General features: G+C 39.4%; 18 protein-coding genes. 8 read left to right on the forward strand and 10 right to left on the reverse strand.

Annotated elements, in window-relative coordinates; translation table 11 throughout:
- Positions 1-250: 250 nt before the first annotated feature.
- Both H5088_RS06445 and H5088_RS06450 read right to left on the reverse strand, forming a co-directional pair.
- Positions 251-634: a HipA N-terminal domain-containing protein gene (locus tag H5088_RS06445; RefSeq protein ID WP_259398092.1), complete on the reverse strand. Its 384-nt coding sequence runs from the start codon at positions 632-634 to the stop codon at positions 251-253.
- The gene (locus H5088_RS06450; RefSeq protein ID WP_029753647.1) at positions 618-944 is read right to left on the reverse strand and encodes a helix-turn-helix domain-containing protein; all 327 of its coding nucleotides are present in this window, start codon (positions 942-944) and stop codon (positions 618-620) included. The genes H5088_RS06445 and H5088_RS06450 overlap by 17 nt, the downstream gene beginning before the upstream one ends.
- 362 nt (positions 945-1,306) lie before the next feature.
- Here H5088_RS06450 and H5088_RS06455 point away from each other — a divergent pair, with 362 nt between their 5' ends.
- On the forward strand, positions 1,307-2,311 hold the full coding sequence (locus H5088_RS06455) for a nuclease-related domain-containing protein (protein WP_182752480.1): 1,005 nt from the start codon (positions 1,307-1,309) through the stop codon (positions 2,309-2,311).
- A 537-nt stretch (positions 2,312-2,848) separates the two neighbouring features.
- Here the strand turns inward: H5088_RS06455 and H5088_RS06460 are convergent.
- Positions 2,849-3,640: a hypothetical protein gene (locus tag H5088_RS06460; protein WP_182752481.1), complete on the reverse strand. Its 792-nt coding sequence runs from the start codon at positions 3,638-3,640 to the stop codon at positions 2,849-2,851.
- A 381-nt stretch (positions 3,641-4,021) separates the two neighbouring features.
- Between H5088_RS06460 and H5088_RS06465 the strand changes: the two genes are divergently transcribed.
- Entirely contained in the window at positions 4,022-7,174 is a 3,153-nt protein-coding gene (locus H5088_RS06465) for a DUF3427 domain-containing protein (protein WP_182752482.1), read from the forward strand.
- A 405-nt stretch (positions 7,175-7,579) separates the two neighbouring features.
- On the opposite strand, the gene H5088_RS20165 is transcribed toward H5088_RS06465, so the two are convergent.
- The 5 genes from H5088_RS20165 to H5088_RS06480 form a co-directional block, all read right to left on the reverse strand.
- Positions 7,580-8,494 (reverse strand): hypothetical protein, encoded by a 915-nt coding sequence (locus H5088_RS20165; protein ID WP_220488840.1) that lies wholly within the window; start codon positions 8,492-8,494, stop codon positions 7,580-7,582.
- On the reverse strand, positions 8,461-9,561 hold the full coding sequence (locus H5088_RS20170) for a hypothetical protein (protein WP_220488841.1): 1,101 nt from the start codon (positions 9,559-9,561) through the stop codon (positions 8,461-8,463). Before H5088_RS20170 ends, H5088_RS20165 begins: the two co-directional genes overlap by 34 nt.
- On the reverse strand, positions 9,554-11,392 hold the full coding sequence (locus H5088_RS20175) for an RNA-directed DNA polymerase (protein WP_220488842.1): 1,839 nt from the start codon (positions 11,390-11,392) through the stop codon (positions 9,554-9,556). The genes H5088_RS20170 and H5088_RS20175 overlap by 8 nt, the downstream gene beginning before the upstream one ends.
- 648 nt (positions 11,393-12,040) lie before the next feature.
- Positions 12,041-13,579: an HNH endonuclease gene (locus H5088_RS06475; RefSeq protein WP_182752483.1), complete on the reverse strand. Its 1,539-nt coding sequence runs from the start codon at positions 13,577-13,579 to the stop codon at positions 12,041-12,043.
- On the reverse strand, positions 13,576-14,175 hold the full coding sequence (locus tag H5088_RS06480) for a bifunctional 2-polyprenyl-6-hydroxyphenol methylase/3-demethylubiquinol 3-O-methyltransferase UbiG (RefSeq protein ID WP_182752484.1): 600 nt from the start codon (positions 14,173-14,175) through the stop codon (positions 13,576-13,578). The genes H5088_RS06475 and H5088_RS06480 overlap by 4 nt, the downstream gene beginning before the upstream one ends.
- A 331-nt stretch (positions 14,176-14,506) precedes the next feature.
- Here H5088_RS06480 and H5088_RS06485 point away from each other — a divergent pair, with 331 nt between their 5' ends.
- From H5088_RS06485 to H5088_RS06510, 6 genes are all read left to right on the forward strand, one after another.
- Positions 14,507-15,247, forward strand: coding sequence for an ABC transporter substrate-binding protein (locus H5088_RS06485; protein ID WP_182695267.1), 741 nt, complete (start codon positions 14,507-14,509; stop codon positions 15,245-15,247).
- A gap of 13 nt (positions 15,248-15,260) precedes the next feature.
- The gene (locus H5088_RS06490) at positions 15,261-16,001 is read left to right on the forward strand and encodes an ABC transporter substrate-binding protein (protein ID WP_182695268.1); all 741 of its coding nucleotides are present in this window, start codon (positions 15,261-15,263) and stop codon (positions 15,999-16,001) included.
- Positions 16,002-16,292: 291 nt separating this feature from the next.
- On the forward strand, positions 16,293-17,891 hold the full coding sequence (locus H5088_RS06495) for an ABC-F family ATPase (protein WP_076914907.1): 1,599 nt from the start codon (positions 16,293-16,295) through the stop codon (positions 17,889-17,891).
- A gap of 639 nt (positions 17,892-18,530) precedes the next feature.
- The gene (locus tag H5088_RS06500; RefSeq protein WP_182752485.1) at positions 18,531-19,274 is read left to right on the forward strand and encodes a ferredoxin--NADP reductase; all 744 of its coding nucleotides are present in this window, start codon (positions 18,531-18,533) and stop codon (positions 19,272-19,274) included.
- Between the two features lie 250 nt (positions 19,275-19,524).
- Positions 19,525-20,268 carry a nuclear transport factor 2 family protein gene (locus H5088_RS06505; RefSeq protein WP_002962106.1) on the forward strand — a complete coding sequence of 248 codons (744 nt, stop codon included), beginning with the start codon at positions 19,525-19,527 and terminating at the stop codon, positions 20,266-20,268.
- A 9-nt stretch (positions 20,269-20,277) separates the two neighbouring features.
- Complete coding sequence (locus tag H5088_RS06510) at positions 20,278-20,598, forward strand: hypothetical protein (protein ID WP_076924937.1); 321 nt, start codon at positions 20,278-20,280, stop codon at positions 20,596-20,598.
- 420 nt (positions 20,599-21,018) lie between these two features.
- Here H5088_RS06510 and hemH read toward each other — a convergent pair whose 3' ends face one another.
- Positions 21,019-22,038: a ferrochelatase gene (gene hemH / locus H5088_RS06515; RefSeq protein ID WP_024597461.1), complete on the reverse strand. Its 1,020-nt coding sequence runs from the start codon at positions 22,036-22,038 to the stop codon at positions 21,019-21,021.
- Positions 22,039-22,112: 74 nt separating this feature from the next.
- Positions 22,113-23,441, reverse strand: coding sequence for an HD domain-containing phosphohydrolase (locus H5088_RS06520; RefSeq protein ID WP_182725023.1), 1,329 nt, complete (start codon positions 23,439-23,441; stop codon positions 22,113-22,115).
- Positions 23,442-23,478: the final 37 nt, after the last annotated feature.

The raw sequence follows: 23,478 nt of genomic DNA on the forward strand, positions 1-23,478 counted from the left end.
CTTAGCCAAGCAAGTCATAAAGCTATGTAAGAGACGTATTACACAAAGCTATATAGAAAAAAGTTTAAAAAACTTTATTTTGAATTACGAAAAAGAGGCCGCTGGATAAAGTGGGGATCCCTCAGCCCGAAGGGTTCTTCCTAGGAGCTATTTACTCTTTGTTGCTCGGTTTTTACTTAGCCCACTAGGTTGCAAATCTCGCGTCGCGATTAAATAGCTCCTAGTTTGGACAAATTTTAATCCGCAAAGATCAACAGACCCTAGTTACTTCACGAAAAGATGTTTGCTTTAAAGTACTGTTACTTGCTCTAAACGACAAAGCGCCTGACGTTTCCTCGCCAATTACTTTAATCAAACCAAACGTATTATTTTTAGAGATAGTAGTACTACTTATAATCTCATCAAGACCTTTGCCCTCGGGTAATAAGTTTTGTAAATAATTACGCACAGCACGCGAGTCAAAATCACCATTGAGCGGTAAGTGTGGTGAAATAGCAAACCCCTTATTAATCCACTCAGGCTCATAGGTAAATGCAATATCATTTTCAGAGCCTATATCAAGGGCTATCGCACCTATCTTCTGCGTATGCCCAATAAATACATCCAAGCTGTTTTTTTTAATACCACTGCTCATCGCTCACCTCATCCTTGTTATTGTGGTGCGACTCGTCATCACTGACAAGGCTAAACGACAACCCCAAGTATTCCATCACTTTGAGTACATTAAAAAACTGCACATTCACATCACCTTTTTCTATTTTTATCAGCGTAGGCTTTGAAATATTAAGTGCTTGCGATACATCAACCAGCGTAAGCTTCATGCCTGTTCGCTTTGAAGTAATCGCTTTAGCGAGTCGCACCGACGAAAACGGCTTTGATAGATCAGGCATTTCAGTGCGTTTAACAACTCTTCCAAGTGTTTTTTTTGCTGGTAATTCACTCATTAAAGGTCAACTATAGTTTACTTATACAATTTATTTTAGGGTAGCCCACCCAAAAGTCAAATATAACTTACTTTTAAGTTTGAACGTATATTTACCTCCTATAAGTAAACTTTACTTTATTTATAGAGAGTAAAATAAAAACACAACCCCATAAGTAAAACATAAGTTACTTATGGGGAGTTAATGACATTTTGAGCTTAATAGCCAAGCCCAACACCTGTAGGCGCGAAGCTTGCTCGCGCGAAAAGCGAAGCTTTTAAATTGTAGGTGGGAGTTTCTCTCGCGTTTTTTGAACTTAAGCAGTATTCTTATTCGGTACTTCAATGATATTCTAAGCAAATACATGATTGAAAGGACGCCTCATGATTCTAAAAGATAAAACCCTCATCAACAGCAACTCATCTAAAATACAAGCAGGTCAAAAGCAAGAGCTCGACGTTGCCTTTTATTTACGCCGCGCCTTTAAAGATCATAGTCAGGTATTTGTGTTTAACGATGTAAAATTTAAACACAATGGCGAAACCGCACAAATAGACCATCTAATCGCATACACCTATGGCTTTATTCTTATCGAATCTAAAAGCATTACAGGCGAAGTAACGATTAATGAACATCAAGAATGGAGTCGCAGTTATCGCGGCAACTGGCAAGGTATGCCATCGCCAATAAAACAGGTTGAATTACAACTAGAGCTATTAAAAAGCCTAATGCGCGACAATGCACCAAAGCTACTCACTAAATTATTTGGCAAGCTGCAACAGGGTTTTGGTGGCAGAGAGTGGCATAGTATTTGTGCCATATCGAGCAACGCCATTATCAACCGGAAAAACACACCAAAAGCAATTGAAGATCGATTAGTTAAATCAGAATTTATAACTGATAAATTACTCGAAATAATGAAGCTTCCTGCGTCTAAACCTAATCCGCTTCATCTTTTTACAACGAACGTTCGACCGTGGTTCAGTGAAGAAACACTGGATAGAATTTGCCAGTTTATTTTAGAGCAAAATATATCACCTACCTTACAAGAGCCTTCATATGTATCTGCAAAGATAAGCGAATCAGAACCTGTTTACGATGATACTTTAATAGCGACCAAGCAAACCATTACTGAACAAGTAAAACCTAAAACTGATCTAATCAAAGAGATAACATTAGCTTGTAAGCAATGTAATAGTTCGACTAACTTACAGCCTCTTTCTGGACGCTATGGCTACTTCGTAAAATGCGGCAATTGCAGTGTAAACACACCAATGAAATCACCATGCCCAGAGTGCTCAAGCATCAATACTAAAACAAGCAAACGTAAAGAAAATTACTCTTTAGTATGCAAAGATTGTGAGATAAGTACGCCTATTAAGCTTTAGCACTTGTAGGTGCGATTTTACATCGCGCTTTCTCTTTAGTAACTAGCTCATTACCTCAATCAACGCTACAAAACCCACCTAAACACCTGTAGGCGCTCAGCTTGCTCGCGCGAAAAGCGTAGCTTTTAAAATAATTTACAAATATCGCATTGGCGATGGCAACCAAGGGGCGGATAACCTTCAAATAAACTCTGCTGTTAATAATTCATCCCTGAAGCCGGGTTCCTGTCAGCATCCATGTTTCCACTTCCTCAAGCTGCAAAGCTACGCTTTGGTCATTCGTCACCCACGGCGCCCCGAGGATCACACTATCACCTCAATTTAAATTAATGATATGAACGTAACCAACGTAGATAGGCCATCCATGGCCAAGCTACGCTTTTAACAGCATCCATGCTGTTAATTACTCATCATTAATAAAATTTCGGATGTGATCACGGGAGAACTTTCTTAGCAGCGGCCTTAAAATTTGCTGTAGGCGCTCAGCTTGCTCGCGCGAAAAGCAAAGCTTTTAAATTCTAGGAGATGGTCTTGATTCTAATCATTGACTTGGACATTATCGCGGCTTAGTACAAGTATGTTTGGTTTAGCTACAATAAGTAATTCCATTTCCTCGCTCAAAAAGTACACAGACTCGTTAGATGTAGCAACTAAAAACCCCCTATATTCAATTGTCTTAGTTTTTAAAGAAAAGCATCCTAATTGTCCACTACCATCGTCACAAGTGCCATTTTTCTTAAACTCTGTGATTTTCTGTTCGGCTATATCAGTAGCATGCTCGTACATATACAGTGAGCCTCGTGTGAGAAAAATTAAAAGGATTATGAATATTAACGTGAGAGCGTAAGAAGTTTTTGCAAAACCAAAAAATATCTTCCCCTGCTTTTCAACTCTATTAAAATAAACTTTCCAAAACCTCTTCTTTAAAGAAATATTTGATTGCATAATTGGAGATATATTATTAATTTTTAGTCTTTTAATTAGCCTCTTAAGTCTAAAGTAATTAATTATAGGGGGATAAAAAAGTGCAAAAATACACAAAGAAAGACTAAGGCCCATTATCCAGATCAAAACAGGAGAAAGAACAGTAAACATATCAACCCACAATTGTTGCGCTTGAATTGCATTTCTTTGAATTGTTTCATATGTTATTCCGAAGGTTGAAAGATAACCAAGCTGAAATATCCAAAACGCTATTTTTAATGGAACAACAACTAATAAACTAAGTAAAAATAAATTGCTTAGTAAGAACTTTGTGATGGGGAGTAATACCCCCGTATTTTTTTTGAAGTCGTTTAGCATCTCCGTTACTGCTTCTGACAAATCCATTCTTTAATCCCTTAAATTAATTATTCTATATTTTAATCATATCTACGTTTCTAAAATAATACACGTCTTAAATATCGCATTGGCGATGGCAACCAAAGAGAAGTAACCGCCGACTTCTCTTTGGAATCTCTCGGCGCCACGAGGATCACACTATTTTCTCAATTTAAATAATGATATGAACGTAAACGCGATGAAACACGTCCTTGTGTAAGCATCGCTTAACGCGCATCCATGCGCTCTTATTACTCATCATTAATTAAATTTCGGGTGTGATCACGGGGGAGCGGCCTAAGCAACAGCCTTCAATTCAATAATGAGTTAATGCTTGTTTACAATGCACTTTTTAGTAAACTAACTACTCGCAAACAGGGAGTGGTTTTAATGCAGCAAATTGGTATTTACGAACAATTAATTACGCAAGTAATTAAGCAAAACTTAAATCGTGATCAATTTTATGTGGGTGAGCGCCAGCTTGAAACGGCCGAAGCGGCAACTTGGCTTTCACGTTTTTTAGGTAAGCTTGTTGAGCATGCAATAAATGCTATTCCCAACTCAAAAGAGCGCCTACAAGAACAAATTAGCCTAGCTAACAGCCTTGTACTTTGGCTTAAAGCTCATATTCGCGATGACGAGCTAATTAACGAAAATCTTATCGACAGCCAAGGCCGAATACTTACCGCGCTATTTAATACCCAAAACCCTATTGCGGCCAACCTTAAAGATTACTCAAGCGATATATTCCCACTCACAGGCCTTACGCAAAGCGAATTATTTAGCGGTGCTAATGCAGGTATATCGCTTGAAACCGAGCTAAAGCGCGAGATTAAATCGTCCGACACTATTTACTGGCTTGTCTCATTTATTAAATGGACGGGGCTACGCATATTTAAAAACGAGCTTGAAGCGTTTACTAAAAGCGGCAATAAGCTCAAAGTTATTACTACTTCGTACATGGGCGCAACGGATGCTAAAGCCGTTGAGTTTTTAGCAAACCTACCAAATACCGAAGTAAAGCTAAGTTATAATAATCAGCAAGAACGCCTACACGCTAAATCCTACTTATTTATGCGCAATACGGGTTTTCACACAGGCTATATTGGCTCGTCTAACTTATCGCATTCGGCGCTTACCAGCGGCCTTGAATGGAACTTAAAAATTACCGCACAAGAAATCCCGCACATCATAGCTAAAACCAAAAGTACGTTTGAAACCTACTGGGAATCAAAAGACTTCGAGCTATTTACAGGCGCTGTTGAGTGTAAAGAAAAGCTCATTAATTCACTTAACGAGCAACGCGGTGTTGGGCAATCAAGCAGCCAGTTTTATTTTGATATAACACCAAAAACGCACCAGCTCGCTATTTTAGAAAAGCTAAGTGCTGAGCGCAGCGTACATAAACGCTTTAAAAACTTAGTAGTTGCTGCAACCGGCACAGGTAAAACCATCATATCGGCGTTCGACTTTAAAACTGTTTACGATAAAAACCCAAACGCACACTTTTTGTTTGTAGCCCACCGAGAAGAAATACTAAAACAAGCACAAAGCGCTTACCGTGGTGTGCTTAAAAATAACGACTTTGGTGAGCTGTGGGTAGGTAACTACAAACCACAGCGCTACAATCAATTATTTGCATCAATCCAAACGCTGAACAGCCAAATTGAATCGCTCAATTTAACTCACGATTACTACGACTACATAGTGATAGACGAAGTACATCACGTAAGCGCGGCGAGTTATCGCGCTATATTAAACCACTTTACGCCCACAATATTACTTGGCTTAACCGCTACACCAGAGCGACAAGATGGCGCAAATATACTCGATGATTTTTGCGGAGTAATAGCCGCTGAAATTCGCTTACCAGAGGCAATAAATCAACGCCATTTATGCCCATTTCAATACTTTGGATTGGATGACGACACCGACCTAAGCCAAATAACATGGCGAGGCGGCCGTTACGATATAAGTGAGCTAAGTAACCTTTATACAGGGGAGAACAGCCGCGCTAACAAAATTATATCGAGCCTTGCTGATATCGTAACCAATGTTCAAACCATTAAAGCACTCGCGTTTTGCGTAAGCCAAAAACACGCTGAATTTATGGCTAAAAAGTTTAATTTAGCAGGCATAAACGCCGATGTACTGACCAGTAAAAACACCAATGAGCGCGCGGCTAAACAGCAAGCACTACGCCAAGGCGAAATACAAATACTTTGCGTGGTTGATATTTTTAACGAAGGTGTCGATATTCCAGAAGTCGATACTTTACTGTTTTTACGCCCAACTGAAAGCCTAACGCTGTTTTTGCAGCAACTAGGCCGTGGTTTGCGCCTGCCCGATAACAGCCAAAAGCAGTGCTGTACCGTACTCGACTTTGTAGGCAATGCTCGCCCAGAATATGACTTTGCGAGTAAATTCCGCGCACTCATTGGTAAAAGTAACCAGCCAATAAAAACCGAAATCGAAAACAACTTCCCGCATCTACCGCTAGGTTGCCGTATAGAGTTACAAAAGCGCACACAACAAACAATATTAAAAAATATTCAGCAAGCTATAAACTCTAAACGCCGTTTACAGCAGCTTATAAATAGCTATTCGCAACACACTAATGACGCGCTAACGCTAAGTAACTTTTTACGTATAAACCCACAAGTTACACTTGAAGATGTATACAAACCAAAAGATAAAAAACTGGGTGGCTGGCACTGGTTAAAAGGTGATGAAATACCCGCAGACCAAGCCGACATTTACGCCGCGTATTACCGCGCAATCAACACCCAGTTACTCGGCTGTAACTCGCTTAGCTACTTATGCTTTTTACGTGATTTATGTAATAACGATTTTAGCTTTACGCCAACACCACAAAGCCAACAGTACGCGCTTATGGCACATTACAACTTTTGGGATAGCACAGGCACGTCTTTAGGTTTTAAAACGCTTGAGCAAAGCTTACAAGCACTTAAACACAAAGAGCTACAGCAGGAACTTGCACAAGTGATCGCGCTGTTAATAAACCGCATACACCAGCAAGAAAGCGATTTAACGAGCCAGCCAAATCATGCCATAAAATTACACAGCCGCTACACTCGCCAGCAAATACTCGCCGCGTTTGGCGTGCATATGTTTGAGCAGAAATCACCTGCTCGTGAGGGAGTATTAATTATTGAAGAACAAAAGGTTACTCTCCTTTTTGTAACTCTAAATAAATGTGAGAAAACCTATTCACCCACAACGCTGTATCACGACTATGCAATTAGCCCGAATCTATTTCATTGGCAAAGCCAAAACCCATCACGACCTGAAAAAGGCCGCGGTAAAGGTTATATTGAGCATCAACAAAAAGGAAAAACCATTCTGTTATTTGTGCGGGAGCAAGGGGAAGATGAAAACGGCCGAACTATGGGATTTGTAAACTACGGCGAGGTTAAATACCAAAGCCATAACGGCAGCCAACCGATAAATATAACATGGGAATTAACCAACCCCATGCCAAGTGAAATGTGGCATGAGGCGGGGAAGTTGGCGGTTGGATAATGGATATAAATTTAATAGCTTGAATGCTATGTGCCTAATCTACTAATAGGCTTATCAATACGATTTCTAATAGCTGGCGGGTAAGTACCAGAAGCAGATATAGCCTAAGTACATTATGAACGTTGTAAAACGTGATCCCATGACTCTTGCTTTATTAGCTGGAGTAGTACTTTACGAACGTTCTAACAGCTGTATTTTATGAGTAAGCTCTTTGTTACTTACATTATTGTATGGTATCTACTGAGTCGGATAACTCGTTCGAGTGCTTTCTATCACACGACTATACAAAATAAATTGGACAACCATGATTAAATACTTTTAGCGCAAAAAACCTAGCTTTGATCGTTACAAATAAAAATGACTGCCCATTTGACGTTTAGAAGACAATGATGGGGACCGCTCTATCTAGATCCCCGCAGGTTTAGCTTTAGTTTCTATCTTACTGCGCATCCCTTCACCAACTTTATCTCTCCTGAAATCAAACATATTCATCTCAAAGGTATTAATTGAAACCTGATCATTGCCATGTACATGGGCAATAAGGCGCTTGTGTGGTTGCTTGTAAGGTGCTTTTGCAAACGAACCGCCAAACTCCCCTGAATTTAATAATACGACATGCTGGTACATGTGATAGTGAAGCGCCTCCACCATTGAATCAAAAGTATTTACATCTTGATTAAGAGCACTAACCAAATAAGCATTTGATTTATCACGCAAGTCTGCGCTTAAGGCAATATCCGTGGCGTCATAACAAATAGAACCAGTTAAAACGAAACCCTTTTCACCTTTAAAGGCTGGATGTACTAGCTCAAGTAGTAATTGATATGGACGCCAAGGTTGAATTTTACCTTTTTCATCAGCCATCATATTTTGCTTGCCCTGCAAACGTATCATTTCTCGCTGACTTGACTGATGCTTCGTGGGTACAATCCAGACTGCGCAATTATTTGGGCCTTTAACTCCATCTTGCTCAATAAAACCAAGACCAGCAAATACTATGGCCTTAGTCTTTCTTGACAAAGCTACCAACACATCTAAATCGTCATTGTTGATCGCAAGCTCAGGCCAAACGATAAGGTCCGCACGTTGTTTTTTTTCTTTTTCATCAGTGTTTTGTGCTTCGAGATGCTTCAGAACTAACTCAGCAACAGATGCGATATGTTTTCTGTGCTTCGAACGATATTTAAAATCAGCCAACATTATGCCGAATTTAGAAAAATCCTTTTTCAACGGCATTTTCGACTGCACCATCACCACAGATAACGCTTTTTTATCTTTTGACCAGTCTAAAGCCTGCTTGGCATACCAGATAGCGTGCAATACGCTTCTTTCAATAGCTTTAATCGCTCATCGACCAACTTAGTCACCACCTCTACAGACCATAATGAAGGCCATTTATATCCATGATCATTGACGCTAATTCCCGGCCATTTCAACAATTTCGAAATTAAACCCGTTATCCAACCTGACACTTGCGCTCCCACTCCTGATATAGATTCAGGAGTAGTCATTAAGCCTAGCTGTCTTTTATAAGCACTTGTTCGAATACCTCTATAACCCGCTTTCACATCAAAGGTTTGACCAAAAGAAGTCCAGTCTTGACCGCCAACTAATGCAGCTCGTATAAACTCACCCAAAGACCTTAAAAATACAATGTCTACTTCAACTTCAGAACTAAAGTTTTCCCAAGTTTGGTCTAACTTACCTTTGAGCTTGAATGCAAAAGTAAGCTCAAGCTCTGCATCAAAAGCTTCTTTCTTAACTATGGTGGAAAAATGTAAAAACTTAACCTTTGTAGCAGCAAGATCAATTGTGTGTTCACCTTTGTTCTTCAATTGTTCAACGTTTGCTAAAGCAGCTTGCATCAATTTTAACGCCATCACCTCATTAGCGAATGGATTATCATCTCGAAGAATTAGTCGTAACAAACTTATATTCTCCTTGATCTGATCAAGAGACTTAGCTAAAGGTTTAACTTCAAGACACAGCGACTCATTTAAATCCTTCGCAACTTCGCTTAATTGCCAAGTTTGCTTTACACCTCTGGCATGACGAATCAAAGTCGTTACCAATTGTTTATCTTGCTTGGCAAGTAAAGTGAGGCATTCTTCAAAAGAGGCCTGCTGTTTTATTTTTTCAATTAGACATGACGTTGCACGAATAAAGCATTTACTCATGTCATTAATCTGGCTCGCCATTAAAATTGCAGCAGCCAAACCTTGCCCTGTAATATTCTCTGGCAGTGTAATTTCTCTAAAGCCTCGGTTGAGCTTAGAAATCAAATCAAACTTCTCATCACTGCTTTTTTGTTCAAGCTTGGTATCGCCTCGAACCAGTAATAGGAAACGGGCCTGTTCTTTTAGTAAATCGAAATTATCACTAGGCATAATTGGCCGCCGAATGTTGAAGTAACTCAAAAAACTCATCCACATTGGCATGAGCAGGAATCGCCAAAGAGTCTTTTTTGTGAATCACAGTGGCAGCATGACGGAAAACCTCTGATAGACAGTATCTTGCCACAGCTTGTTGTTTGGGCTCATTTTCTCGCAACATTAACGCTTCAAGCTGCTGTAAGACAGGCTCAAGCAACTTAGTAGAAGGGAAAAGCTCTAATCCTTTTTTAAGCAATAAAACCAATGCAGGATCGTAACTCCAGCAAGCAATAAAGCGTCTAGCAATACGCTCTTGCAAATAATCCCAATCTCCTGGCTGTAACTGGCCGTTTTCATCAGGCTCTTGTGTAGTAAAGTGCCGCATTTCGTTTAGCACCTTTACCAACTTGTTTGCCGCAAAGCGTTTCAATGTATCTTCCCGCACATCAAAACGTTGATTTTCGATATTGGCGAGTAAATTAACGGGAAAACCATTTTCTTTAGCTTTAACTAACACTTTATTTGATAGTGACAACAGAGACTCTAGTTGACCTAATTGATTTTCTGCTTCATCAAAAGAAATTGGACCACTTAACCGGCTTTGAATTTCTTCTAAGTTCTTGGAAAGGCCAACTTTACGGCCATGAAAAATTTCGACCTTAGTTTTTTTACTGTTTAGTTTAAGATTTAACTGTTCCCAGCAGTCTAGGTTCTCAACTAATATATTAACGGCCTCAGTCACTACGCTTATGCGGTTTTTGTTGTCAAAGCTTTTAGGTCCTACGACCACCAAGCGAATATCGTCAACATAGCGACAATAATCGACCAGTCGCAAGTTGCTATTTGAGAAGCACTTACCGATATACTCTTGAAATTGATCATCAAAATCAAGCATGTATACATTAGATAAGAAACCTGCAGCAACTAGACCTTGTGGCAGACCTTTTGGTGCGGAAGGTACTTCATTTGATTTGCAAAGCTCCTCGTATGCATTAGCCGCATTTTTAGTCCATGCCCATTGTTCAAATGCAGCCAGCAAATGATCTAAACACTTATAATCACCTTCTAGGTATTGGCGTCCGCTTAGCTTATTGATCTTTTTGATTAGCCATTCACGCTTGATCAAATCAAAGAACTTAGACAAATCAAGCTCTATTAGGTAAACACGCTCATCTGGTGATATTTCACCAAGCTGCTGCGTTGCAAAGTAGTAAGGCCGCTCTAAAAAACGCCGATAATCAACAAAGTACTTACTGTAGATTGTCGTCGCACCATAACTATGATTGGCTTGCCCATCGTCTCGGTATTGACAATATAAACGATTTCCATAACTCACTACTCCTTTTTCATGCACGTCACTAAAAGGCATTTCAGGATTGCCTTGAGCTGTTTCAACTTTATTTGCTAACCCCATCATAAGTAAAGTCATCATCGACTGTTCACGAATAGGTATGTGTGCCAACGGCCTTATATTCAAAGGTGATTCTGAGTTGTTCTTCTTGTGATCAGGTTTAGGTTGCCAGATTAAGTTGTGGTCTTTAGGCGTTTCCGGTTCGCCAATAGCGTCAAAAATCTCGGCTTCGACGAACTCCCATTGATAAGTTTTAGGGGCTGGCACCAATTCAAGCTTTGAAAATTCAATCGGCTGAGCAAGACTTGTAACCCATTGGTCACAGTGGTCAACCAAATTAAGCGCAGATAAGTCTAGCTCAAAATTATCGGCATACCAGTTAGTGGTGCGAATATATTGGTGACTCTTTTTCCATGCTAATGCCATGAGAAGCGGATCGCCTAAATACTCATCTGTAAGCGATATTTCCTCATATTTTTTATCAATCACTGGCATAGATATTCCTTATAGTTTCAACAGTCTCACAGAATGTCGAATGCCACTCCTGTGTAACGGGTAATCCCATTTCTCCATTTTTTCTAACCACAATACTTCCTCAAACACTGAGCTTCCAAGACACCTAATGCTTCAAGAACTGGTGCTGCTTGCAGCGTCCGAGTTACTTGATTTGTTAGCTTTACATTCTCCGTCACTTGATGAGATAAACCATCGCCTACATTCATAAACAACAATCTACCAACACACTCCAACTCCCCGTGATCACACCCAAAAGTTAAAAATTGATGAATAATCACTTGCATGGATGCAAGTTAAGCCGTGACTTCGCCATGGATGGCGAATACACGGCGCTTACGTTCATATCAATTTTTAACTTGAGGACACAGTGTGATCCTCGGGTGCGCCGTGGGATTCCAAAGGGCGGTCGGCGGCAGCCTCTCTTTGGTTGCCATCGCCAACGCGATAAAACCTCGAATAGAGGTTATTAAATCCCTTTTCCCAAAACCTGTAAAAATCACGTCTAAAGCTAATTTCTACACTTTAAAAGCGCTAGGCAAACTCCCGCCTACAGCACGATCTACAAATTTAAAAGCTTCGCTTTTCGCGCTTTAGCTCAGCGCCTACAAGTCAAAGCGTAACTACAAACTAACCTGTAACCACTTGTTTAAACCGCGCGAAGGTTCGCATACTTTCATCTGCAATCATTACTCCATAATCTGGGTTTTGAGCAATTAGCTCATATTGCCCATTAGGTAATTTATTAACTTTGCGCAGTAAATACTGCCCATCTCCACTTATATCATCTCGCTCTATCGCGACTATTTGGCCGCGTAGCGATCCGGCTCTATCAGAGGTTATAAGCTCAAGCAGCAGTAAATCACCATCAAGTATTGGGTGTTTACCACCATTCATAGAGTTGCCCGATGCGCGTGCTAAAAAATGCACGTTTGGATCAAGCTTGCCTGCGCCAATTGGCGCTTCCATCAATTCCATATCACTTTCATCCCCTGTTTTAAAATGCCCGCAGGCAATTTTAATATTAGGGAAGTACGGCAGTTTTAATACGTTATCACTCGATTTTAAACTAACGGCTGGTTCAGCAACTTGATTTAACTCAGGTTGTTTTGCTTGCGGGAAAGCCACTATGTCGGCAGTTAGTTTTGCTTCTTCAAAATGGTCTTTATTTCTAAGCCATAACTTTGCGTTATTGGCTTGTGCCACCTGGTACGCCCAATTGCTCACTGCGAGTGACTTATCGGCATCGCAGTGAAAATACGCATTTAGCTCGTTACTAATTATTTGGCTGTTAACAACTAAGTTTTGATTTTGCCAGCGCTCACGGTGTTGCTGTGCGGCTAAAAAGTCGCGTTTGTTGTTATTACATGCTCGGTGCGCTGCCACAAAATTATGGCCTAAATCGTTAGCGTAACGGGCAAACGGTATAAAGTGATCAACCTCCACATCGTTTTTCATTGGCTTTTGGCAATAAAAACACGTGTTTGATTGCAGCTCAACTAAAACAGGCTTTGCCTTGGTAAGTGCATTACGGTCTACCCCAAATAAAAACTCTTGTAGTTGGCTTTGCGGGCCAATTAGCGCTTGGTTGTGCTTTATACTTTGAATTTTTTGAAGCCATGCATTTTTAGCTAAATACACAACTAAATCGTAAAAGCGCCTAAAGCAGCTCGCGATACCTGCATTTAGCGTAATAAATTGAGTGCTGTTTGTATGCGGGTATAAAAAACATTCCTCTTGTTTGGCGAGAATTTGTAAGCGCCAAAGCGGCCCTGTTTTTAGTGTTGCCATAGCCGCATTAAATGTGGGCTTATAAAACGGGCTTTGCTTAAGCTGGCGAAAGTTACGTATGTTGTTTTGCTGGCATTCAAACAATACGCTAATTACTTTTGATTGCGCGCCTGTATTTTGCTTAAGTAAGGCGCTTTCGCCGGTGTGCTCTGACGAAAACGGCATTGCATGATGCCAGTATAAGGTAATGAGTTTGTCAGCAAGGGTTGGCAACTCGATTACTAATTGGCTTTGCTCTGACAACAACGGTTGCTCTACGCATACATCGGCAATGGCGTGTAAAAGCGCAAACTTATAGGTAGCGCTAAAATCGCCCTCAACCAGCATACGTTGTATGTATGCAATAAAGTCGAGCTGTTGCTGCATTGCGCCAATCATAAAACAGGCACAGCCTTAATTAACGCATTGAGCCATACTTCGCTCTCGCGCTCTGGCCGCTGATCAACACTTTGCCACTGTTTTAGTATTTTAAGCTCGGTGTGTTGAGTAATTAGCGCGGTTAGGCCATCTTCATTTAAATCGGTAAACTCGCGACCATTATGTACGCGTTCTTGCGTGCCGTATTTAAACGATACATATAAAACACCATTAGGTTTAAGTGCGTTTTGTAGGTTTAAAAATACCTGCGGTAACTCAGCCTTTGGAACGTGTAATAAACTAGCACAGCACCAAATGCCGTCGTATTGATTTACACAATTTAGCTCTTGGAATGTTTTAACCGCTACAGGTTGCTGTAAGTAATTACTGGCTAACTTTGCAAGCGCTGGGCTTGCGTCAAACGCGCTGACAGTAAACCCTTGGTTTTTAAAATACATAGCGTCGCGGGCAGAGCCACAACCAGCATCTAAAATATGGCCGTGCTGTTTTACATGCGGTAGAAATTCAGCATACAACGCCGACATATCAACATTAAGCGTTGAGTCGCTAAAGGTTTGCGCGTTGTTGTTGTAGTAAGTGAGTGTGGTACTTGGCACGATACACCCGCTCCTTGGCTAATCGTTTAACAGCTAAGCCGCTGTTAATATTAAATTCATTGGTGTTTAATCTACAGGAACAAGCGCATTAAATATAGGCTTAATAAGTAGAAATTTTTAAATTAATACGCCGTTGTTATTAAGCACTGATGCTGAGTGACACACGCTGTATAAAATATAAAATACAACCACCTTTCTATAAACACCTGCATACTGGGCATTCTCATAATTACGGATGGTTTTTACATCTTTAAACAAACCCGTGCCGCTAAAATACAAAAGCTGGTTTATACTGTTGTAATAATGAGCAAAATAATAACTATGAGGCGTAATGAATAAATTAATAACCGTATTTTTATGTTTGCTGTTTACGGCTCCATTTAATGTATTTGCTTGTGAAAGAACCTTTAGCGTGGCATCGCACGATGCTTTTTGGCCGCCTTATGTAATGGGCATTAACGGTAAGCTGCAAGGCTTGGAGGTTGATGCGCTTAACATTATATTTGCTGATTCCCCTTTTTGTTTTGAAGTTAAGTTACTGCCAAATTCTAAGCGAGCTTTTATTGAGCTTAAATACGGCCGTATTGATTTAGGATGGGCTGCAAGTTATACAGACGAGCGCGCTAAATATGTGCACTTTAGTGATAACTACCGAACTGAGGTTATGCGCTTATACGAAAACAAAAATAATCAGCATAGTGTTAAAAACCTCGAAGACATTTTTAAACAAGGCTTTATTGTTGGCGCTAACTTTGGAAGCTATTACGGTGAGGAGTTTGAGCAATATAAAACTAAATATAAAAAGCAGATTGAATACACCAGTGCAACCAGTAAACGCTTTGAAATGCTTAATAAACAACGTATTGATTTTGCTATTGAAGACGAGTTAGTGGGGGCTTATTTTGGCAAAAAAGGCTCAAATATAAAATTAGTAACCAATATTGAGCATGTAAATAAAGACGATATTTATTTAATGTTTAGCAAACAAACGGTGTCGGTTACTGAGCTTGCGGTAATTAATGAATATATAAACAAAAATAAAACAGCACTTAAAGCGTTGTTTGAACACTAATTTAAGGAGTGTAATGAAAACTTTATTTTTAACATTTACTACACTGCTATTTACTCACTTTAATGCCCTTGCGTGTTCAAAAACATTGGTAATGGGCACTAACGAAACTAATTGGCCGCCTTACCTTGTTAAGCAAGGTGATACATTTTTAGGCACAGAAGTGGATGCTGTAAACGCTATTTTTAAAGATTCAAAATTTTGTATTAAATGGACTTATTTTCCGAGTTTTTCGCGTGTTCAAGCTGAGCTTAAAAATGGCCGAGTAGATATGACCTACGCGGCAAGTTACACAAAAAAACGCGCACAATATGCGCACTTTAGTTTGCCCTACCGCGAAGAAGTTATGCATCTTTATAAACATAAAGACTCGCCTGATGTAACCAGCTTAGCTGATCTTTTTAGTCAAGATTTTACAGCAGGTATTAACCGAGGAAGCTTTTTTGGTGATGAGCTTGAACAACTCAAAACCAAATATTCAAAACAGGTCGTGCTTACTGCTCAAGCAAATAATCGATTTAGCATGTTAGATAAAAAACGAATTGACTATGTTATTGAAGACTCTGCTGTTGCGCAGTACTTTGTAAAAAAACACTCCTCAATTTCGCAGGTAAAAACTATTACACCGATTAACGTTAACAATGTGCATTTTATGCTAAGCAAGGAGTCGCTAACACTTGATGACGTGGCGACTGTTAATCAGTTAATTACCAAAAACGAGGCGGCGATAAAGTCAATTTACCAACCTATGCATTAAAACATAGCTAATAACTTAGCTATTTGGCGCCCCCTCTTTAATATTGCTTGGCATTAGTAATTATTTACATTGTGGCTGTAAGTACATTCAACACTACATACGTTAAAAATAGTGACCTAAAACCGAGAATTGCCGTTATTTTTACTTGGTTATAAATTAGCTGCCTTTTATCTTTCATTCGTTGTGGCTGATCTGTATAATTCGCCAGCTAATTTACCCTATTGTCTGGTTCTTGTTTGTGGCGTTTTGCTGCAGCTTACTCCTGTCAGTACTAATCTAGGATTACCTTTTTTGATCTCCACCGCAAATATTACGATGCAGTTTGGCGCAGAGCCGTTGTTTGAAAACATTTCAGCTAAATTTGGTAACGGTAACCGTTACGGTTTAATTGGCGCTAACGGCTGCGGCAAGTCGACTTTCATGAAAATTTTAAGCGGTGCGCTTGTTCCAAGTGCGGGTAATGTATCTATTACTCCAGGGTTAAAAGTAGGTAACCTAAGCCAAGACCAGTTTGCTTTTGAGCAATACAGCGTTGTAGACGCGGTAATTATGGGCGACGTGGAGCTTTGGAAAGTAAAGCAAGAACGCGAACGTATTTACTCGTTACCAGAAATGAGCGAAGAAGACGGTATGAAAGTTGCCGATCTTGAAAGTGTATTTGCTGAAATGGACGGTTACACCGCAGAAAGCCGCGCTGAAGAAATTTTACTTGAAGCGGGTATCGATAAAGAATTTCATTACGGTTTAATGGCAAACGTTGCCCCAGGTTGGAAACTACGTGTGCTTTTAGCACAAGCATTATTTGCAAATCCTGACATTTTGCTACTTGATGAGCCTACCAATAACTTGGATATTCATACAATTACGTGGCTTGCTAACGAGCTTAACAAACGTAAATGTACGATGATTATTATTTCGCATGACCGTCACTTTTTAAACTCGGTATGTACACACATGGCCGATATTGATTACGGTGAGCTGCGTATTTACCCTGGTAACTATGAGAAATTTTTAGAAGCTGCGGGCTTACAACGCGAGCAACTTTTAGCTGAAAATGCTAAAAAGAGCGCTGAAATTGACGAGCTACAAGACTTTGTTAACCGTTTTGGTGCTAACGCTTCAAAAGCTAAGCAAGCAAGTTCGCGCGCTAAAAAAATGGATAAAATTAAGCTTGATGAAGTTAAATCTTCAAGCCGTATGAGCCCATCGCTTTCGTTTGACGAAGGTAAAAAAATGTACCGTCAGGCGCTTGAAGTTAATAAGCTTGGCCATGGTTTTGATGGCGAAACGTTATTTAGCGGCGGCGACTTTTTACTTGAAGCTGGCGCTAAGCTTGCCGTAATTGGCGAAAATGGTGTGGGTAAAACTACATTTTTACGCTGTTTAGTAGACGAGCTTAAAAGTAATGAAGGCGAAATTAAATGGTCTGAAAATGCGAGCTTTGGTTATTGCCCGCAAGACAGCACTAAAGATTTTGATAACGATTTGACGTTGTTTGATTGGATGTCGCAATGGCGTACAGCTAAGCACAACGATTTAATGGTTCGTGGCATGTTAGGCCGTTTGTTGTTTACAGCTGACGATTCAAACAAAAAAGCGCGTAACTGTTCTGGTGGTGAAAAAAATCGCCTGTTATTTGGTAAGTTAATGATGCAAGACGTTAACGTGCTTGTTATGGACGAACCAACTAACCACATGGATATGGAAGCCATTGAAGCGCTTAATAACGCGTTAAAAGATTTCCAAGGTACGCTTATTTTTGTAAGCCATGACCGTGAGTTTGTTTCGTCATTAGCTACACGTATCATTGATATTAAAGATAAAAAAGTAATCGACTTCCAAGGTACGTTTGACGAATACCTAGCAAGTTGTGAAGAGAAAAAAGCGTAAACTTTTTCTTATTACTTATAAAAACGGTGCTAAATTTAGCGCCGTTTTTTTATGTGTGGAATTTGAGTTTAACTATAAAATTAATTAATAAAGGCTTAAATAAATAATTCACTAAGAGGTTAAGAGACGCTACGCTTTTAGAGTCAGTGATAAAATACTCGTTTTCTGGCTTGGCTCTCCTCATTTACTCCTCTTTGCCTTCTCCTAGTGCAATAGTTTTTCAAGTAAATAGTTCACTAATGGTGATATAAGACGCAGCGCTTTTAAAGTAAGTGATAAAATACTCGTTTCTGGCTTAGCTCTTCTCATTTGCTCCTCTTTGGCTTCTCCTAGTGCAATAGTTTTTCAAGTAAATAGTTCACTAATGGTGATATAAGACGCAGCGCTTTTAAAGTAAGTGATAAAATAAAAAACACTGTTTTTTTGACTTTATTTTTCTTAGTTACTGCAGCATCGCTTTCTCTTATGCAATTAATGACTCTTATCACAGAGCTAATTATTCACATTATTTTATTGGTAATTACTGAACACATCACTGCTTTAAATCTAGTCATATTCTCCTGTAAGTCTTTGTCACTTAATGCTAATGTTGATGGAGTGAATTATTTAAAACTTTAATAGCTAAACCAAGAGGTAACTATGTCTAATTGGGTTGAAGCAACAGTAAAAAATGTCACGTGGTGGAGCGAAACACTCTTTAGCTTAACCGTTAATGCAAACGTAGAGCCGTTTAAAGCTGGGCAATTTACAAAGCTTTCAATAATGGATGGCGACAAACGTATTGCTCGGGCTTATTCATATGTGAATGCCCCTGAAAACCCCGATCTCGAGTTTTATCTTATTAACGTAATTGACGGTTTGCTCTCTCCTCGTTTAGCTACCTTACAACCTGGCGACACCGTGTTAATAGAACAACACGCAACCGGCTTTTTTACCCTTGATGAAATACCACAAAGTGATCAGCTTTGGATGTTAGGGACTGGCACTGCCATAGGGCCTTTTTTATCGATATTACAACAGCCCCATGTATGGAAAAAATACAAAACTATAAATTTAGTGCATGGCGTACGTTTTAATAACGACTTGAGCTATCAGGCACTTATTAACGAGCTATTAAGAGTGTACCCAGCACAACTTAACTATATTCCGGTTGTAAGTAGAGAGGAGCCATTACAAGGCTTAAGTGGGCGAATTACTAACGCAATTGAGAGCAACCGTTTGTTTGAATATGTAAAATTAAACCCTGAGCCTAGTAATGCACAATTTATGATTTGCGGAAATCCACAAATGGTAAAAGACACAACCGCGCTACTTCTCGATAAAAACTTTACGCGTAACCGCCGTAAAAACCCCGGCAATATTACGGTAGAGCAGTACTGGTAGGCTTCAGTGGTGGTATTAACTACCCGATAACGTTAAAATTTGCTATGTTGCACCCTTATACTAATTTTATCAAAAATATGATCATTCTATCGCATTAAATAACTCACTAACTGCGTTAAAAGTTATTCATATAGAACATCTATATGTCACAATTTTCGCGTTGTTATTGCGCTATTTTTTAACGCTATAATAGATCGCCTATTTAATGTAATTGGTATTACACGTATTTAGTGTTCATTTTAGGAAAGTTATGAAACCGTTATCTATTATTTTAGCCTCATTAGTCACTACCGTTGCGCTAATTACTTATGCCGCAGAGCAAAGCGAGCCTGAGCAAAAAGAGCCGCAAGTTGAAGCTCAAACAAGCGTTGAAAAACCAAAAGTTGAAAATGAGCAATCAGTAACTCAAACCAACACTGACGACAAAGTAAATACGCTTGAATACAAAGCGCCAGAGCTTAAAAAGCCAACAATTGATGCGACTAAACCAGACGATTCAAAAGTATTAGGTAACGAGCAAATTAAACCTGCTGAAAAGCCTAAAAATAAAATAGAAAAAGCAGTGGCTGTAGCCGAAGCTGAAAAAGCAGTAACTCAAGCAAAAGAAGCACTTACAGTTAAGCAGCAAACTAAAGCTAAACAATCGCGCGAATCACTTGCTGTGGTAGAGCAGCTAGTTAAAGCATATAACGCACGTAACATTGAAGAGTTTCTTCGTGTATATGCCGAAGATGTTGAGTTTTATATTTTCCCTAATGAGCTATTATTTAAAGGTAAAGAAAAACTAATAGAACGTTATGGGCTAATGTTTAAAAAGTTAAAGTGTATTCACTCATCACCAATTAAGCGCATAGTGCACGGTGATATAGTGATTGATCACGAACTTTCAGAAACTTGTTCAACTGACGAAAACGTAGTTGATAAACGCTCAGAACTTATTTCGAGCTACCAAATTAAAGATGGGAAAATAGTACGCGTACTGTTTTTTAGATAAAGGCTTTAAATGCAAATAAATGACGACAAAAAAATTCGCTTAATGTATCGCATTGAGCCAGGTTGCCTTGGACCTAAGGGTGCTGAGCATGTTGAAGATTTTTGTCGTTTTGCAAACAAGCATATTAAATCCCCCTTTTATGGCCAATTTGTATTTTTACCACGTTACGATAAAACCATAGACGAGCGACAATACAGCGTTAACAGCCGTAATTTATCACTTGCTCAGGCTCGGGCTTACTTAAAGCACTTTGATATTAATATTGAAGAATTTGAAGAACAACTCGACGAGCTCCTCACAAAAGCGATTGATTTATACTTTAAGCGATAGCGTTTAATTGCTGTTGCTTAGGTATTGCCTCCCCTCAAACGTACATTTTTATTTATTTTAATTATTATTAAATAATATAAGTAATTTCTTTCACAAAGATAAGGTAATCAGTAATAACTGAGAAAAACCAGATCAGCCAATATGTATCACTATTCTAAAAGCGCAGCGCCACTTAACCTCTTTGTGAATAATTAGCTCTTTAAAAGCTTTTATTTGCACAATGAGAAGTAAAAGGGGAAGCCAAAAATCCCGAAACAAAAACAGTATTGTTATGTTTTATCACTCACTCTAAAAGCGCAGCGCCTCTTAACCTCTTTGTGAATTAATTAACTAAATATTTTAAAAGCATTAAAAACAAAAAAGCGGTGTTAATTTTAACACCGCTTAATGCGAAATATATTTAGCTTTAGTAAGCTTGGATTACAACATAGGTTTTATAACATCAAACACAGCTTCTATATGGTCGTCTCTGTCGTTTAGTGCCGCTATATAACGGTATTTTTCGCCGCCTGCGTTTTCGAATATTTCACGGTTTTCACCTTCTAGCTCTTCAAGTGTTTCTAGGCAGTCGGCGCTAAAAGCAGGACTTATAATAGCTACATCGGTAATACCTTCATCAGGTAAGGCTGCAAGAGTTGCGTCGGTATAAGGCTTTAACCACTCTGCTTTACCAAATCGACTTTGAAAAGTACTAATTACTTTGTCTTTATCAAGGCCTAGTTTTTCGACAACTAAACGCGTGGTTTGTAAACATAGGCAATGGTACGGATCGCCGCGATCTAAAAACAATTTAGGCATACCGTGATACGAAAAAACAATTTTTTGTGGCATACCATTCGCTTCTAAATCCTCACTAATACTATTAGCAAGCGACTCAATGTAACGGGTGTTTTTATGATAGCCATTTATAAAATGAAGTTCTGGCACCCAGCGCCATTTACGCAGTACGCTCGATACAGCATCAAACGTAGAACCCGTAGTTGGGCTAGAATATTGCGGGTACATTGGTAAAATAATTATACGCGTTAAGCCTTTATCACGAAGCTCTTCAAGGCCTGCCTCTATTGAAGGGTTGCCATAACGCATTGCCATTACTACTTCAGTATTGGTATAACCTTGCTCTTTTAATAAAGTATTTAACTTTACACTTTGCTGGCGAGTAATGTGGGTAAGTGGCGAGCCGTTTTCGGTCCATATACTCTCGTATAATTTAGCCGAACGTTTTGGGCGTACGCGTAAAATAATGCCATGTAAAATTATCATCCATACCAAGCGTGGTATTTCTACAATGCGTGGATCTGATAAAAATTCGCGTAAATATGTACGAAGCGCAGCCGCTGTTGGTGCATCAGGGCTGCCTAGGTTAGTTAGCAGTATTCCCGTTTTTTGGTTAAAACGCCCATCATGGGGGTTGTCAGTAACCGCAGAAAATCGCGACACAGAGTGCTCCTTCAAGCAAATTCAATAATCTATTTTATGCACATTGTAACGAAAAAAACTGCGGTTTAGATCAATCATTTAGCAGTTTTCACCATTATTCTGAACGGAGTTGGTTTTTTCGATTCTAGCTGTTGGAGTTTTTCTATCGATTTACTGCCAAATACATGACCTTTGGGCAGCAACATTATGCCGGTATGGCTGTGTAGAGCATGGCCCAGTACCATTTGCTCTTTGAGTTCATGGGCGTTACAAATTAGCACTGATCCTGCTGAACTTTTTTGTTCGTGAAGTTTTGCATGGCTTGCTTCAAGTGCACGTACAATTTTAGGATGATAAAACGATCCACTATAAAGTTTTACACTTTCGAGTGCGTCATCGTGGCGCTGCTTTTCATCACTTGCATTGCTTTGCTCAAACGCATCCCAATAGTCGCGCGCTAAACCTAGCACCATAGCGCCTATCGGTATGTCGTTTCCGGCAAGGCCTTTGGGCATTCCGTTTCCGTTAAAGCGCTCAAACTGATAATAAATAGCATCCGATAAGTCATGTAAATGTATTGCTGGCATTAACATTAATTGTGCAGTACTTGGGTGAGTATAAAAGGTTTTGCGTTGTTGCTCGTTTAAGCGGTTAACTGGTTTTTTATAAAGATCAGGATCCATAGCAAGCAAGCCTATTTGCGCCAAGTAACCAGCCATAGGGGCAAGATCAATGCTTTTTTGCGACAAGTTTAAGTAAAGTGCTATTTGTGTGCAGGTATTAGCAATATTTTGTGCTTTGTTACCATCTAGGTAAGGGTTTGCGTTAACAAAATTATATAGCAGCTCTACGGTCGATTTATGCTCTTGTTTTTCGCGCTCGTTGGCGTCTTCAAGCTTTTTTAAAACCTGTTTGATTTGTAAGGTGCGTTTTTCTACCCGTTGTTCAAGCGAATTATTAAGCTCTAGCAACTCTTGGTTTTGCGCTTTAACTTGTGCCTCTAATTTTTGATTTTGTTTTTTTAGTGCAAATTTTTCTAGGCTATCTCTAATGCTACGAAGTAATAAATCGTTTTGCCAAGGCTTTTGAATATAACCATTTATTTGGCCCTGATTAACAGCCGCTAAGGTGGTTTGTATGTCGGCGTAGCCGGTTAATAAAATGCGTTGGGTGTCGGGTGCCAGCGCACGCGCTTTTTCTAAAAACTCGGCACCGTTCATTACCGGCATACGCATATCGCTAATAATTAAACCAAACTCATGATTTTTAAAAAGCGTTAGTGCACTTTGCGGGTTATCGCAAACAATAACCGACAGGCCATTTACTTCAAGTAGCCGTGTTAACGTGCGTAGTACTATTTCATCATCATCAATGCAAAGTACATCAACCTGATTTATTGGTGTGCTTGGTGTTACTTGAGTCATTGAGTCGCCTTTAAATTACTTCTGGTTAAATAATAGC

Source organism: Pseudoalteromonas sp. SR43-3, assembly GCF_014163875.1.
Classification (GTDB): Bacteria; Pseudomonadota; Gammaproteobacteria; order Enterobacterales; family Alteromonadaceae; genus Pseudoalteromonas; species Pseudoalteromonas distincta.